Genomic DNA, 13,889 nt, shown 5'->3' on the forward strand with positions numbered 1-13,889 from the left:
CTACTTTCATGGAAGTTTAGTATAACTGAACTTCAAGTTTACTTTTAGCATCTTTCATTATACAAAATCATCACAGGAAATCAAGAGTAGATTTAAGCAATACTAGTAGTCACTGTTTAATCCTAAAATACCTATCCCGCAGGTGTTATTAACAGAGAGTAATAACGGGCTTTCATTGTGTTATTACTAGAGGCGTAGTAGAATAATACCAAAGAAATGGGGGACTTCGATTGGGCGAGAAAATGCTGTTTTATTTTGACCCGGAAGACCGGCACTGGAATAATTTGATGAAGACTGCACTGAATAGTGACATGCAAACGGTAACGGATGGTAGTTCCCGTGTATTTTTATATCAGAATGAAGCGATGATTGAGTGGTCGGAAATGGCGGATCACTGTGTTCGTTGTATGAGCTCACTAGTTTATAATGAAGAATTTGATTCTGTTTACTGTGCAACGTGTGACGAATGGCGGGAAACATCGTGTGAAGATCCATCTTGCGACTTTTGTGGTGACAGACCTGCAAAGCCATCAATGTGCACGGATAGTGAAGAGTCATAATTGATCTTCTTCTCAATTACATGACATTTTTCGATAATGATTCTTATGTATGATTCATTCTAATTGATATTCCGACAAGCTTTTGATAAGCTATAGAAGAATTGAGCGGATGAGAATTCTGCTCAGAAGATAATTGGAGGGATTTTGAATGGTAGAACGCATGGTTGGTAAGCAAGCGCCAAGATTCGAAATGGAAGCTGTAATGACGGACAAGTCATTCGGTAAAGTGAGCCTTGAAGAAAACATGAAAAATGATAAGTGGACTGTATTGTTCTTCTATCCAATGGACTTTACGTTCGTATGCCCGACAGAAATTACTGCAATGTCTGATCGTTATGACGAGTTTGAAGACCTTGATGCAGAAGTTATTGGTGTTTCTACAGACACTATTCACACACATAAAGCTTGGATTAACACAGACCGTAAAGACAATGGTCTTGGAGATTTGAATTATCCACTTGCAGCTGATACAAATCACGAAGTGGCTCGTAACTATGGTGTTTTGATTGAAGAAGAGGGAATTGCTTTGCGTGGTCTTTTCATCGTCAACCCAGAAGGTGAAATGCAATACCAAACAGTATTCCACAACAATATTGGTCGGGATGTAGACGAAACACTTCGTGTACTTCAAGCACTTCAAACTGGTGGTCTTTGCCCAGCAAACTGGCGTCCCGGTCAAGAAACTCTATAATCTCATATATTGAAAATTGATTGAAGTTCCCCGCTAAGCTTTTGCAGCGGGGATTTTTATCCAAGAGGAGGAACTAACACATGAAATTACGTGAACAATTGCCAGAACTAGCTGGTGCAACAGCATGGTTGAACGGTGAAGTTACCAAATCTGAACTCGTAGGAGAAAAACCGACACTCATTCACTTTTGGTCAGTGAGCTGTCATATGTGTAAAGAAGCAATGCCAGATGTTAATGCATTTCGTGATAAGTACAAAGATGAATTGAATGTTGTTGCTGTCCATATGCCACGTTCAGAAGATGATGTGGATTTGGATAATATTAAAGCAGTTGCTGCTGAACACGACATTACACAGCCGATTTATGTAGACAGCGAACTTAAATTGAACGATGCGTTCGAAAATCAGTACGTGCCTGCATATTATGTATTCGACAAAGACGGTCAGCTTCGTCACTTCCAAGCTGGCGGAAGTGGTATGAAAATGCTCGAAAAGCGAGTAAATCGTGTACTCGATGAAATGAAGAAGTAAGATTCAAAACCCGGCTGCCGTTTCACGGTCTGTCGGGTTTTCTCGATATTTGAGAGTGTCGAGCTGCTATGGTAAACTTAACGCATTCTTACGTGAATCGGAGAGATGAGATATGAAAAAGGAATTTGTCGTCATCGGCCTTGGCCGCTTTGGTGGGAGTATCGTGAACGAACTAATTGAACTGGATGCTTCTGTTATGGCGATAGACAAATCTCAAGAGAGAGTGGATGAATTCGCTCAAATTGCGACACAAGCAGTTGCGGCGGATACAACTGATGAATCGTCTTTGCGATCACTTGGAATTCGTAATTTTGAACATGTTGTCGTTGCAATTGGTGAGAATATTCAAGCCAGTATTTTAACAACGCTAATTCTAAAAGAACTTGGTGTGCAGATGATTACGGTGAAAGCGCAAAATGATTATCATGAAAAAGTATTGCGCAAAATTGGGGCAGACCATGTCATTCATCCTGAGCGTGATATGGGCCGACGAATTGCGAATAGAATGGTATCGAACGATATTCTCGATTATCTAGAACTATCAGATGAGTATTCAATTGTGGAAATCCGTGCAAATGCAAAACTATCAGGAGCAACTCTGATAGACTTGGATATCCGTGCAAAGTATGGAGTCAATATTGTTGCAATTAAAAGGGAAGATCACATTTTAGTATCACCTCAAGCGATAGAGGAGATTCAATTGAACGATGTTCTTATTGTAATAGGATCAGATGTCGATATACATCGCTTTGAGAAAAAAGTACTGCACTAAAAAACAGCCTCACCCGGTTGGTTTAATCGGGTGAGGCTGTTTTTATTATACTTCTAAAATAACAGGTAGAATCATAGGTCTGCGTTTTGTTTTGTCATATAGATAAGAGCTGAGTGAATCAATGATATCACTTTTCAGCACTCCGATATCAGCTGGTCCGGTTGACAATTTGCGGTGCATTTGACGCGTTAGCATATATTGTGCTTCATTGATCATCGCGCCAGACTCACGCATGTAAACGAATCCACGAGAAATTAGATCTGGACCGGAAACCACGCGGTTACGTTTCTTATCTATCGTAGCCACGACAATAACAAGACCGTCTTCGGAGAGATTTTTGCGATCTCGAAGAACGACATTTCCGATATCTCCAATCCCACTACCGTCAATGTAGATGTCACCTGAAGGTACGCGGCCAGCAGGTCGTGCAGTATCCTCAGTAAGTGCAAGGACATCTCCGTTTGACATGATGAAGATATTATCTGGTTCTACGTCACATGCAATTGCAAGTTCTTCATGCATTTTCAACATTCGATATTCACCATGGATGGGCATGAAAAATTTAGGCTGAATAAGACGTAGCATCAGTTTTTGTTCTTCCTGTGAACCGTGACCGGAGGTATGGATATTGTTCAGAGCACCATGAATGACTTCTGCTCCAGCGCGGAACAAAGCGTTAATCGTCTTATTAACACTTAACGTATTACCTGGAATAGGTGAAGATGAGAAGATGACCGTATCTCCAGGCTGAATTTGAACTTGACGGTGTGTACCGTTCGCAATTCGAGACAAGGCAGCCATTGGCTCACCTTGACTACCTGTACATAAAATCATCACTTCGTTTGCAGGTAGACGATTAATGCTCTGAGCATCTACAAAGAGATCTTTTGGGGCATCGATGTAGCCGAGTTCTCGTCCAATCGTGATTGCGTTATCCATGCTGCGTCCAAAGACAGCGACCTTACGTCCGTGAATTTGAGCTGCTTCAATTACTTGTTGCAAACGGTGAATGTTTGAAGCAAACGTTGCAAAAATAATACGTCCGTCAACTTTTCTGAAAATATCATTTAAGCTATCTCCGACTTTACGTTCAGACATTGTAAAGTTTGGAACTTCCGCATTTGTACTGTCTGAGAGGAGACATAGGACGCCTTCGCTACCAATCTTCGCCATTTTAGCGAGATTTGCAGGTTCTCCGACAGGAGTGAAATCAAATTTGAAATCACCTGTGTGAACAATATTACCCGAAGGAGTTTTAACAACGACCCCATATGCATCAGGAATACTATGTGTTGTGCGGAAAAAAGATACTGACGTTTTTCGGAATTTGAAAACATCCTCTTCGCCGAACTCGATCAGCTTGGTAGAACGGACGAGACCGTGTTCTTCAAGTTTGTTACGCAAGAGGCCAAGCGCTAATTTACCACCGTAAACTGGCATGTTCACTTGACGTAACAAGTATGGAATTCCACCGATATGATCTTCGTGACCATGCGTGATGAATAACCCTTTGATTTTATCTGCATTTCTTTTCAAATACGTGTAATCAGGAATGACGTAGTCAATTCCAAGTAGATCGTCTTCAGGGAATTTAATACCTGCATCTATCAAGATGATTTCATCCTGAAATTGCACGGCATATGTGTTCTTGCCGATTTCACCTAGTCCGCCTAAGGCAAAAACGGCAGTTTCATTGTTTTTAATAGACTTCATGTGCATTACACCTGCTCAAGCTCGAAGTGTTCAGAAGCTTGCTCGTATTCGAGATGCTCCCCTTCAAGTTGTTGAATGAATTCAATGTTATAATTACGACTTTGTAACTTTTTGCGTACATCGCGTGCAGATTCAGCTTCTACATACAATGTTTGTGTGTTTTCGCGGACAGGTACTTGTACCTTGGTTTCTTGATAATAAACTTTAAAGATCATGTTGTGCTCTCCTTTTTCTTAACGTTCGATTTTTGGACTGATACTTTTAATAGTACCACGTCATTCATGGAAAATAAAGAAAAGCCCACCTTATGAAGGGTGGGCGTATTAACGTTATGCAATTGACTTTTTACCGAGGATGCCATTCAGCCGTTTTAACAGTTTACGTTTCAGGCGCTTATACATGGCAATATCACTCCTTGTTTAAAGAAGTGTAACGTATTTTGAACTTTCTGTCAAGTAACAATTACTCTCTTTCGTAAGGGAGCGCATCAGGAATCTCTTTATAAGGAGCTTTCGGGTCGATGTGATCGTAAAACATTATTCCATTTAAGTGATCAAGCTCGTGCTGAAATGCAATTGCAGGGAGACCTTTTAAGCGCTTTTTATATTCGTTTCCTTCCACATCGAATGCTTTTATCGTAATCCGTGAGTATCTTGGTACGAAACCTTCCACTTCGCGATCGACAGATAGACACCCTTCTCCTGTAGCTAAATACGTTTTTTCTACAGAATGACTGACAATCCTTGGATTGATCGCCACGAGACTAATATCTTTGTCTTTTTCTTGTTCAATATACAAAGCGAACATTCTTTTGGGGTGATTCACTTGAGGTGCTGCTAGTCCAATTCCAGCACGGAGCCCATATTTTTCAGCGATGGCATCGTCCTGACTATTCATAACATATTCTAGTAAATCAGATGCTAACTGTTTGTCTTCAGATGTAAGAGGGAATGTTACTTCTTCCGAACGCAACCGCAGCGTCGGATGGCCTTCTCGTATAATGTCTTCCATTAAAATCATGTTGGTGTCTCCTTTTCGTTATAGTGCCTTTTCTTAGTATAATGGAATTAGGAAACGTGTGAAAGGATTTACTGTTGAACTTGAAAAAGATAGGGGGAATACAGTGAGAAAATTATTATGGATAATCCCGATGAGTTTGATGCTTTTTGTAGGAGGATGCACAGAAGAGCAAGATCAAATGCAAAAAGAGTTAGCGGGAATTTTAACGGATATTCAGGAGTACGAGACTAAAGTTGTCGAGTATGAAAATCAGTTGGCAACTTTAGAGAAAAAGGAACAACTTTTATTTAATAAGACTGTGGACTTTACGATTGAAGAAAGAGAACTCATTGAAAGTGGAGTTTCCAAAATGGAAACGTCCCTCGAAGAGAGAGAAAATCTTATAGAGAAAGAAAGGGGAGTAATTGATGACGCAGAGCAAACAGCTAAACGTCTTGAATCACTCCCAACAGAAACTGGTGATGAAGCAGAAAGGGCGATTGCTAAGTTAAAAACCGCTCTGTCTAAAAGGTTTGAACTTCATTATGAAGTCATGGACTTATACAGTGAGCTAACGGAAAAACAAAGCTCTTTGTATGAATTATTGATTGAGGAAAATGTAAAACGGGTAGAGTTAGAAAGGGCTACAGTTGCGGTAAATAAACAACGAGCGAAACTAGAAGATGCAATTTTAGTTTTCAATCAATCAACATTGGAAGTGAATAGCGCTTTGAAAGAAACGCAACAAGTGGAATCTGAATGAAATCTTTCAGTTTATTCTATTATAATACAGAATGATATGTGTACTAATACAGTTATGGTGGATAAATAGAAGGTTTTTGGTGACGCATACAATCTATATGCTCCATACATTGACCGTTCCTTTACCTTTCAGTATACTGAGTGTGGAAGATTGATTGTATCAATAGAATGTCGTGATTTACCTAATACAGTTAAGCGAAGGAGAGTTGCCGAAATGGCTGCAGAAAAGAACAAGCAGTTCGATCCAACAGGTGTTTTACATGAGATCGAAGAAAAGTTTGAAATGTTCCAGATCCTAAATGAGGACGGAAAGATTGTGAATAAAGAATCAGATCCTAATCTATCCGATGACGAATTAACAGAGCTGATGGAGCGCATGGTGTATACGCGTATTCTCGATCAACGCTCGATTGCACTGAATCGTCAAGGGCGCCTTGGTTTTTACGCGCCAACAGCAGGTCAAGAGGCATCGCAACTTGCGTCTCATTTTGCTTTAGAAAAAGATGATTTCATTTTACCGGGGTACCGTGATGTTCCTCAACTGATTTTCCATGGTTTGCCGTTACATATGGCGTTCCTTTGGTCTCGTGGACATTTCTTAGGAAGTGAAATTCCTGAAGGACTTAATATTTTCCCACCACAAATTATTATTGGTGCACAATACGTCCAAGCGGCGGGAGTGGCACTTGGATTCCAAAAACGAGGCACTAAATCTGTTGTGATGACATACACAGGTGATGGTGGTACATCGCAAGGTGATTTCTACGAAGGCCTCAACTTTGCAGGTGCATTCCGCTCCCCTGCTATTTTTGTTGTGCAAAATAACCAATTTGCAATTTCAACACCACGTGAAGTACAGACAGCAGCGAAAACCCTTGCACAGAAAGGGATTGCAGCGGGAATCCCAAGTATTCTTGTAGATGGTATGGATCCACTTGCGGTTTATGCAGCTACGAAAGACGCACGAGAACGCGCAGTGAATGGGGAAGGTCCTACACTGATAGAAACAATGTGCTACCGATACGGTCCACATACAATGGCAGGCGATGATCCAACTCGTTACCGTACTTCTGATATTGATAACGAATGGGAAAAGCGCGATCCAATCGTTCGTTTCCGTACGTATTTGGAAGGGAAAAAACTATGGAACGAAGAAAAAGAAAATGAAGTGATCGAACGTGCCAAACAAGAAATAAAGGACGCGATTAAACAAGCGGACCAAGCACCAAAACAAAAGGTGACTGATTTCCTTAAAATTATGTATGCAGGCGATATGCCATACAATGTACAAGAACAGTTTGACATCTACACGGAAAAGGAGTCGAAATAACCGATGGCACAATTGACGATGATCCAAGCGATTACCGATGCAATGCGCACGGAATTGAAAAATGATGAAAACGTGCTCGTGTTTGGTGAGGACGTCGGTAAAAACGGCGGGGTTTTCCGAGCAACCGAAGGTCTTCAAAAAGAATTCGGAGAAGAACGAGTATTTGACACACCACTTGCGGAATCAGGAATTGGTGGTCTTGCAATTGGTCTTGCTTTGACAGGCTATCGTCCTGTAATGGAACTGCAATTCTTCGGCTTCTTATTTGAAGTGATGGACTCAGTAAGCGGACAAGCTGCACGTATGTCTTTCCGTAGTGCAGGTAAATTAAACGCACCAATTACTATCCGCTCACCATTTGGCGGGGGAGTGGCTACACCAGAAATGCACGCTGACAGTCTTGAGGGACTTGTTGCCGCTCAGCCTGGTCTAAAAGTAGTTATCCCTTCAACACCATATGACGCAAAAGGTTTACTAATCTCTGCAATCAAAGATGAGAACCCTGTCATCTTCTTAGAGCATATGAAACTATATCGCTCGTTCCGTCAAGAAGTACCTGAAGAAGAATACACAATTCCTTTAGGTAAAGCAGATGTGAAGCGTGAGGGAACTGATTTGTCCATCATCACTTACGGTGCAATGGTACAAGAAAGCCTAAAAGCAGCGGAAGCACTTGAAAAAGATGGTCACTCCGTTGAGGTTATCGACTTGCGTACAATTCAGCCATTAGACGTTGAGACGATTATTGCATCTGTTGAAAAGACAAGCCGTGCAATCGTTGTGCAAGAGGCTCAGCGCCAAGCCGGAATTGCTGCAAATGTCGTTTCTGAAATTATGGAACGTGCAGTATTAAGTCTTGAGGCACCAGTACTTCGCGTAACTGCACCGGATACAATTTATCCTTTTGCACAAGGTGAAAACACTTGGCTTCCAAAAGCAGATGACATTGTTGCAACAGCGAAAAAAGTACTTGAATTTTAATAGCCAGTCTATTGGACTGAGGAGAGGGTGGATCACGTGGCATATCACTTCCGTTTACCAGATATCGGAGAAGGAATTCATGAAGGTGAAATCGTAAAGTGGTTCGTATCTAAAGGCGACACTATTAACGAAGATGATACACTTCTTGAAGTACAAAACGACAAATCTGTCGTGGAAATCCCTTCACCTGTGTCAGGAACTATAGAAGAAATACTTGTAAGTGAAGGAACAGTAGCAATTGTGGGAGATAAATTGATTCGAATTGACTCCCCAGATCACGAAGATGAGGAAGAAGAGGCGCCTGCGGAAGAAAAACAGGAAGCTAAATCAGAATCTCAAGTTCAAGCTACTGCGGAAAAAGGACAAACTGTTGATAAAAAAGAAGCACCAAGAGATGAAGCAGGTCCTGCAACAGATGCAACGCCTGAGTCAACAGGAGAAGCAGCGAGTCAAGAAGTTGACCCGAATCGTCGTGTCATTGCAATGCCTTCTGTTCGTAAATTTGCTCGTGAAGAAGGCGTGGATATTCGACAAGTTGTAGGTTCAGGAAAAAATGGTCGGGTCGTCAAAGATGATATCGAATCATTCAAATCAGGTGGTAACCAATCAGCTCAAGCTGAAGCTGAAGCTGAAACTCAAGAAGATAGTGTTCAAACTGGTAGTCAGGGTGAACAACAACAGGAACAACAAGCTCAATCATCAGCAGTTAAGCTTCCTGAAGGCGACTTCCCAGAAACACGCGAGAAGTTAAGCCCTATTCGTAAGATGATTGCGAAGGCGATGGTGAACTCCAAACATACTGCGCCTCATGTAACACTTCTTGACGAGGTAGACGTAACTGAATTGGTTGCTCACCGCAAGAAGTTCAAAGAAATTGCGGCTGAACAAGATATTAAACTGACTTACTTGCCGTATGTAGTAAAAGCGCTCGTTTCAACATTACGTAAATTCCCGGAATTGAATACATCGTTAGACGATGCGACTGAAGAATTGATACAAAAGCATTACTACAATATCGGAATTGCAGCAGATACAGATCGAGGTCTTTTGGTACCAGTTATTAAGCATGCTGATCGTAAATCGATGTTTGCGATTTCAAAAGAAATTGCTGATCTTGGTGGAAAAGCCCGCGATGGAAAACTTACTGCTTCAGAAATGAAGGGTGCTTCCTGCTCGATTACAAACATTGGTTCTGCAGGTGGTCAATGGTTCACACCAATTATTAATCATCCAGAAGTTGCGATACTAGGAATTGGTCGTATTTCTGAAAAAGCTGTGGTTAAAAATGGTGAAATCGTTGCTGCACCTATGTTAGCATTGTCATTAGTGTTTGATCATCGGGTGATCGATGGAGCAACGGGGCAACAAGCGTTGAATCACCTTAAACACTTGCTAGGAAATCCAGAACTTTTATTAATGGAGGCGTAAACCATGGTAGTAGGAGATTTTCCAATTGAAACAGATACGCTCGTAGTCGGTTCAGGTCCTGGAGGATATGTAGCGGCAATCCGTGCAGCACAACTCGGACAAAAAGTAACGATTGTAGAAAGAGATACAATCGGTGGTGTTTGTCTAAACGTAGGTTGTATACCATCTAAAGCTATGATTTCTGTCGGACATCGTTTTGTGAATGCACAGAATGCTGACGATATGGGGATTACTGCATCAGACGTAAAGCTCGATTTTTCTAAAGCAATGGCTTTCAAAGAAAGCGTTGTTAAGAAGCTTACTGGTGGTGTTGAAGGTCTTCTTAAAGGGAACAAAGTTGAAATCGTTAAAGGTGAAGCATACTTTGTTGATGCCAATACAGCACGTGTGATGGATGACGCATCCGCGCAAACTTATAAGTTCAAAAATGTTATTCTTGCAACAGGTGCTCGTCCTGTAGAGATTCCGAACTTCAAATATTCGAAGCGCGTTATCAATTCCACAGGTGCCCTTGAATTGAAAGAGCTTCCTAAAAAGTTAGTAGTCATTGGTGGAGGTTATATCGGTACGGAACTTGGTTCTGCTTATGCCAATCTTGGTTCTGAAGTAACGATTATCGAAGGAGCAGATGATATTCTTGCTGGCTTCGAAAAACAAATGACACAACTTGTGAAAAAAGGATTGAAGAAAAAAGGCGTTGAGGTTGTTGTGAAAGCAACTGCTAAAGGTGCTGAAGAAACCGAATCAGGTGTTAAAGTTACCTATGAAGTAAAAGGTGAAGAAAAAACAGTAGAAGCTGATTATGTACTCGTTACTGTAGGGCGTCGCCCAAATACAGATGAGATGGGTCTTGAAGAACTTGGGTTGAAATTTGAAGAGCGAGGACTTCTAAGTGTTGACAAACAATGTCGCACTAGCATCTCTAATATTTACGCAATCGGGGATATTGTTCCTGGTTTACAACTTGCACATAAAGCATCTTATGAAGGCAAGATTGCTGCAGAAGCCATCTCTGGTGAAAAATCAGAAGTGGATTACTTGGCAATCCCTGCAGTATGCTTTACGGATCCAGAACTTGCTACAGTTGGTCTTAATGAAAAGCAAGCTAAGGATGAAGGCTATGAAGTAGCAGTAGGCAAATTCCCATTCGGTGCGAATGGTCGTGCGCTTGCACTAAATACTCCAGATGGCTTTGTGAAGCTTGTTGCTCGTAAAGAAGACGGATTGTTACTAGGAGCTCAGATTGCCGGTGAGAATGCTTCTGACATGATTGCTGAAATGGCAGTAGCTATTGAAAGCGGAATGACGTTAGAAGATGTTTCTATGACAATTCACGCACATCCAACATTGGGTGAAATCTCAATGGAAGCTGCAGAAGTAGCGCTTGGTAAACCGATTCATATTCTTTCTAAATAACATGTGGAGACTCCTATCCGGCATCTGTCGGATAGGTTTTTTCCTTTGTGTGTAAACTAATGAGAGACAGGAGGAGAAAAAGATGGAATATAGTTATCCACTACGTGCAGATTGGTCCACTAAAGAAATTATGATGGTGACTGAGTTTTTCACTTGCGTTGAAAAAGCATTTGAGCAAGGAATCGGTCGTGAAGAATTACTTGGGTCATACAATTCATTTAAGAAGGTAGTTCCTTCGATGGCGGAAGAAAAGACGTTATTTAAGGAGTTTAAGGAAGCTAGTAGTTATGAATGCTACAAAGTGGTGAAGCAAGCAAAAGAAGGCGGTAATGGAGATGTGATTAAAGGATAATTTGTTGTAAATCCTTATCGAGGACTCAATGTCCCACAATAATAATTTCTAAAAGACAGGTCCACTGATTGTGATTATGTATCCTGTTGACGAATGTCTCTACATTCAGTCGAATTTAAAAACGATTCGATAGGTTTGCGTAAATGGCAAACACCGAATCGTTTTTTGGTTAACCTCTTTTTTATCCAATTACTTGATCATAAACAGGTAGTAGGTGTTCAAACGTTTCTTCTGCGTATGATAAGAATTCTTGTTCCGTCATCGTTATGGCTTGTTTGCGACTAAGATGCCGTCCTACAAGGAACTCCGCTTTCTTTACATCGTGTAGACGTCCAAGTAATTCGGACACGCCTTCCTTACCAGAATCTTGAATTGACTGTGCACTTGGCTTCATATGATCTCCAGAAACAACATAATCCTTAGGGAGAGAAGTCAAAATAGACAAATCATGTTGAAGACGCTCGGAAATTCCTTTCTTATCGGGATTTTCGTAAATTATCGCGAGAATGATGAATAAATGTGAGCCCCAAAGACCAATCTGAAAGTGAGGAAGCGCTTTATACCCTCTTTTTGCTGGAGCAAAAGCAATCCAACTGTCTGACGGGGGATTTACTGTACGTCTTGCATGTCTTGCTACGTGAGGATAAAACTCACCCTTACCGTGAGCAGACAACAAAGGCGTGAATAGATCTCCTAGTTTAACGAATTTAGGCTGTATACGTTCTTGTAGTGCTGTCATTCGTTCGTCCAATCCTGTTACTTCGAAAACAGAAAAATCACTTTCCGTCCAAAATGTTTTTGTCAATTTTGTGACCCCTCTCTTTTTTCTACGTTTATAGAGACGTACTTTGGGGAATAATTGAAGGCAAGAGGACAAACATCTAGCCGTCCAACCGATTCCCGCATATCTTATGGTAACAGGAAATTGCACATACTTTCAAAAAAGGGGTGTTTTCGATGAAACAAGTCGTCCATGTTATTCGTAAAGCTGATGTCGAAAAAGAATTTCTTAAAGTATTGAACCTAGAGTTGGACTATGAATTAGCAACCCTTCATGATGCGTTAAATGAAGAAGACTTTAAGCAAATTGCGAAAAGCAAAAAAAGATTGACTGAAATTCATACTGAATTGGAGAAGTTGAATGGTTTTTAACGTAATGACTAACTGTAACTGTTAAGAAAGGCTAATGGACATTGTTCTCTCGAGGGAGTTCCATGCACAGGAGCCTTTTTTGTTTTGGCTCTGTATGGCTATGCTATACTTGTTGGAGATGAACTGGAGGGGTTTGAGATGAACTGGGGAGCCATGGACCGTTACGCGAAATCATTGATTAAAGAAGCAGGGCATCATATAAAGCATTCATTTTTCACTGAAATTGAAATTAGTTCAAAATCATCAGCGAACGATCTAGTCACAAATATTGATCGCGAAATTGAACAATTTTTTATCACTAGGATTCGTCGGGATTTCCCGAATCATCGAATTATGGGGGAAGAAGGATTTGGGGATGAAATCCAGTCATTAAATGGTGTCATTTGGTTTTTAGACCCAATTGATGGGACGATGAACTTTATCCATCAAAAACGAAATTTCGCCATTTCTTTAGGTATTTATATAGATGGCATTGGAATGCTAGGATATGTGTACGATGTAATGGCAGACGATTTGTATTCGGCTATGAAGGACGAAGGTGCATACCTTAATGATATTCGGTTACCACAGTTGACGGATACGACCATCGAAGAATCAATTATTGGCGTCAATGCAAGTTGGATTGCCCCGAATCGATATGTAGAAAATAATCCGATGATTGAACTTGTCAATACTTGTCGAGGGACACGTTCATATGGGTCTGCAGCTCTTGAAATGACACATGTGGCAACTGGCAGGGTTGATGTATACGTCTCAATGAGACTGTCCCCGTGGGATATTGCGGGCGGTATGATCATCGCGGGCGAAGTTGGTGCAATATCCTCTACGCTTAATGGGGAGCAATCCAGTTTGCTGGAGCAAGAGACATTCATCGTGTCGAATGCAAGTATCCACTCCCAGCTACTTGAAGATTTCATTGTATTAAAAAAGTGAAGCATTATTAGGTTTCCTAACAATCTTCACTCATCTATTAAAGAAGTCCTTGTTCACGAAACTTCTTTTTTGTTTTAAATCCATTTCCCATGATCAATACGAGAGAAATGATAGCAGCGATTGCTAATAAGAAACTTTTTACGCCAACAGCAATTCCAATCATAAACATGGATAGAATGGCTCCTAGAGCGTATAAAACAAATACCCATTTGACATTTTTCAAAAAAATGCGCCTCCTGATAAAGTAAATCTTTTTTTCTCGAAGTATCT

The 13,889-nt window shown here is 40.9% G+C and carries 17 protein-coding genes; 12 read left to right on the forward strand and 5 right to left on the reverse strand.

Features of this window, described 5'->3' with window-relative positions; translation table 11 throughout:
• The first annotated feature begins 230 nt into the window (after nucleotides 1-230).
• The 4 genes from M3197_RS03660 to M3197_RS03675 all read left to right on the forward strand — a co-directional run bounded on the left by M3197_RS03660 (nucleotide 231) and on the right by M3197_RS03675 (nucleotide 2,553).
• Complete coding sequence (locus M3197_RS03660; RefSeq protein WP_251658656.1) at nucleotides 231-560, forward strand: hypothetical protein; 330 nt, start codon at nucleotides 231-233, stop codon at nucleotides 558-560.
• Nucleotides 561-708: 148 nt separating this feature from the next.
• A complete protein-coding gene (locus tag M3197_RS03665) occupies nucleotides 709-1,251 on the forward strand; it encodes a peroxiredoxin (protein WP_039044088.1) in 543 nt (180 codons plus the stop codon).
• Between the two features lie 80 nt (nucleotides 1,252-1,331).
• Complete coding sequence (locus tag M3197_RS03670) at nucleotides 1,332-1,781, forward strand: redoxin domain-containing protein (RefSeq protein WP_251658657.1); 450 nt, start codon at nucleotides 1,332-1,334, stop codon at nucleotides 1,779-1,781.
• 112 nt (nucleotides 1,782-1,893) lie between these two features.
• Complete coding sequence (locus tag M3197_RS03675; protein ID WP_251658658.1) at nucleotides 1,894-2,553, forward strand: potassium channel family protein; 660 nt, start codon at nucleotides 1,894-1,896, stop codon at nucleotides 2,551-2,553.
• 45 nt (nucleotides 2,554-2,598) lie between these two features.
• Here M3197_RS03675 and rnjA read toward each other — a convergent pair whose 3' ends face one another.
• From rnjA to def, 3 genes are all read right to left on the reverse strand, one after another.
• Nucleotides 2,599-4,266, reverse strand: a complete 1,668-nt coding sequence (gene rnjA, locus M3197_RS03680) for a ribonuclease J1 (RefSeq protein WP_251658659.1) — start codon at nucleotides 4,264-4,266, stop codon at nucleotides 2,599-2,601.
• Between the two features lie 5 nt (nucleotides 4,267-4,271).
• Nucleotides 4,272-4,481, reverse strand: a complete 210-nt coding sequence (locus tag M3197_RS03685; protein WP_251658661.1) for a DNA-dependent RNA polymerase subunit epsilon — start codon at nucleotides 4,479-4,481, stop codon at nucleotides 4,272-4,274.
• Between the two features lie 247 nt (nucleotides 4,482-4,728).
• Nucleotides 4,729-5,286, reverse strand: a complete 558-nt coding sequence (def, locus tag M3197_RS03690; RefSeq protein WP_251658663.1) for a peptide deformylase — start codon at nucleotides 5,284-5,286, stop codon at nucleotides 4,729-4,731.
• A 58-nt stretch (nucleotides 5,287-5,344) separates the two neighbouring features.
• On the opposite strand from def, the gene M3197_RS03695 reads away from it, so the two are divergent.
• From M3197_RS03695 to M3197_RS03720, 6 genes are all read left to right on the forward strand, one after another.
• Nucleotides 5,345-6,028 (forward strand): YkyA family protein, encoded by a 684-nt coding sequence (locus tag M3197_RS03695; protein ID WP_251658665.1) that lies wholly within the window; start codon nucleotides 5,345-5,347, stop codon nucleotides 6,026-6,028.
• 213 nt (nucleotides 6,029-6,241) lie between these two features.
• Nucleotides 6,242-7,357, forward strand: coding sequence for a pyruvate dehydrogenase (acetyl-transferring) E1 component subunit alpha (gene pdhA / locus M3197_RS03700; protein WP_251658668.1), 1,116 nt, complete (start codon nucleotides 6,242-6,244; stop codon nucleotides 7,355-7,357).
• Between the two features lie 3 nt (nucleotides 7,358-7,360).
• A complete protein-coding gene (locus M3197_RS03705; protein WP_251658670.1) occupies nucleotides 7,361-8,338 on the forward strand; it encodes an alpha-ketoacid dehydrogenase subunit beta in 978 nt (325 codons plus the stop codon).
• A gap of 36 nt (nucleotides 8,339-8,374) precedes the next feature.
• Nucleotides 8,375-9,766 (forward strand): dihydrolipoamide acetyltransferase family protein, encoded by a 1,392-nt coding sequence (locus M3197_RS03710; protein ID WP_251658672.1) that lies wholly within the window; start codon nucleotides 8,375-8,377, stop codon nucleotides 9,764-9,766.
• Between the two features lie 3 nt (nucleotides 9,767-9,769).
• Nucleotides 9,770-11,182 (forward strand): dihydrolipoyl dehydrogenase, encoded by a 1,413-nt coding sequence (lpdA, locus tag M3197_RS03715; protein WP_251658675.1) that lies wholly within the window; start codon nucleotides 9,770-9,772, stop codon nucleotides 11,180-11,182.
• 82 nt (nucleotides 11,183-11,264) lie between these two features.
• Nucleotides 11,265-11,534, forward strand: coding sequence for a UPF0223 family protein (locus tag M3197_RS03720; protein ID WP_251658676.1), 270 nt, complete (start codon nucleotides 11,265-11,267; stop codon nucleotides 11,532-11,534).
• 181 nt (nucleotides 11,535-11,715) lie between these two features.
• On the opposite strand, the gene M3197_RS03725 is transcribed toward M3197_RS03720, so the two are convergent.
• On the reverse strand, nucleotides 11,716-12,339 hold the full coding sequence (locus M3197_RS03725) for a YktB family protein (protein ID WP_251658678.1): 624 nt from the start codon (nucleotides 12,337-12,339) through the stop codon (nucleotides 11,716-11,718).
• Nucleotides 12,340-12,491: 152 nt separating this feature from the next.
• Here M3197_RS03725 and M3197_RS03730 point away from each other — a divergent pair, with 152 nt between their 5' ends.
• Nucleotides 12,492-12,686 (forward strand): YkzI domain-containing protein, encoded by a 195-nt coding sequence (locus tag M3197_RS03730; protein ID WP_039044101.1) that lies wholly within the window; start codon nucleotides 12,492-12,494, stop codon nucleotides 12,684-12,686.
• Between the two features lie 138 nt (nucleotides 12,687-12,824).
• Nucleotides 12,825-13,619, forward strand: a complete 795-nt coding sequence (locus M3197_RS03735; protein ID WP_251658680.1) for an inositol monophosphatase family protein — start codon at nucleotides 12,825-12,827, stop codon at nucleotides 13,617-13,619.
• Nucleotides 13,620-13,656: 37 nt separating this feature from the next.
• Here M3197_RS03735 and M3197_RS03740 read toward each other — a convergent pair whose 3' ends face one another.
• Nucleotides 13,657-13,842 carry a YlaF family protein gene (locus tag M3197_RS03740; protein ID WP_251658683.1) on the reverse strand — a complete coding sequence of 62 codons (186 nt, stop codon included), beginning with the start codon at nucleotides 13,840-13,842 and terminating at the stop codon, nucleotides 13,657-13,659.
• Between the last annotated feature and the right edge of the window lie 47 nt (nucleotides 13,843-13,889).

This window comes from Sporosarcina aquimarina (assembly GCF_023715615.1).
Lineage (GTDB): Bacteria > Bacillota > Bacilli > Bacillales_A > Planococcaceae > Sporosarcina > Sporosarcina aquimarina_A.

What these genes read in the sequence shown, in the direction of transcription:
- M3197_RS03720 (WP_251658676.1), top strand. Translation starts at nt 11,265, where the DNA reads ATGGAATATAGTTATCCACTACGTGCAGATTGGTCCACTAAAGAAATT.
- rnjA (WP_251658659.1), bottom strand. Translation starts at nt 4,266, where the DNA reads ATGAAGTCTATTAAAAACAATGAAACTGCCGTTTTTGCCTTAGGCGGA.
- M3197_RS03670 (WP_251658657.1), top strand. Translation starts at nt 1,332, where the DNA reads ATGAAATTACGTGAACAATTGCCAGAACTAGCTGGTGCAACAGCATGG.
- M3197_RS03705 (WP_251658670.1), top strand. Translation starts at nt 7,361, where the DNA reads ATGGCACAATTGACGATGATCCAAGCGATTACCGATGCAATGCGCACG.
- M3197_RS03665 (WP_039044088.1), top strand. Translation starts at nt 709, where the DNA reads ATGGTAGAACGCATGGTTGGTAAGCAAGCGCCAAGATTCGAAATGGAA.
- def (WP_251658663.1), bottom strand. Translation starts at nt 5,286, where the DNA reads ATGATTTTAATGGAAGACATTATACGAGAAGGCCATCCGACGCTGCGG.
- lpdA (WP_251658675.1), top strand. Translation starts at nt 9,770, where the DNA reads ATGGTAGTAGGAGATTTTCCAATTGAAACAGATACGCTCGTAGTCGGT.
- M3197_RS03675 (WP_251658658.1), top strand. Translation starts at nt 1,894, where the DNA reads ATGAAAAAGGAATTTGTCGTCATCGGCCTTGGCCGCTTTGGTGGGAGT.
- pdhA (WP_251658668.1), top strand. Translation starts at nt 6,242, where the DNA reads ATGGCTGCAGAAAAGAACAAGCAGTTCGATCCAACAGGTGTTTTACAT.
- M3197_RS03730 (WP_039044101.1), top strand. Translation starts at nt 12,492, where the DNA reads ATGAAACAAGTCGTCCATGTTATTCGTAAAGCTGATGTCGAAAAAGAA.
- M3197_RS03735 (WP_251658680.1), top strand. Translation starts at nt 12,825, where the DNA reads ATGAACTGGGGAGCCATGGACCGTTACGCGAAATCATTGATTAAAGAA.
- M3197_RS03685 (WP_251658661.1), bottom strand. Translation starts at nt 4,481, where the DNA reads ATGATCTTTAAAGTTTATTATCAAGAAACCAAGGTACAAGTACCTGTC.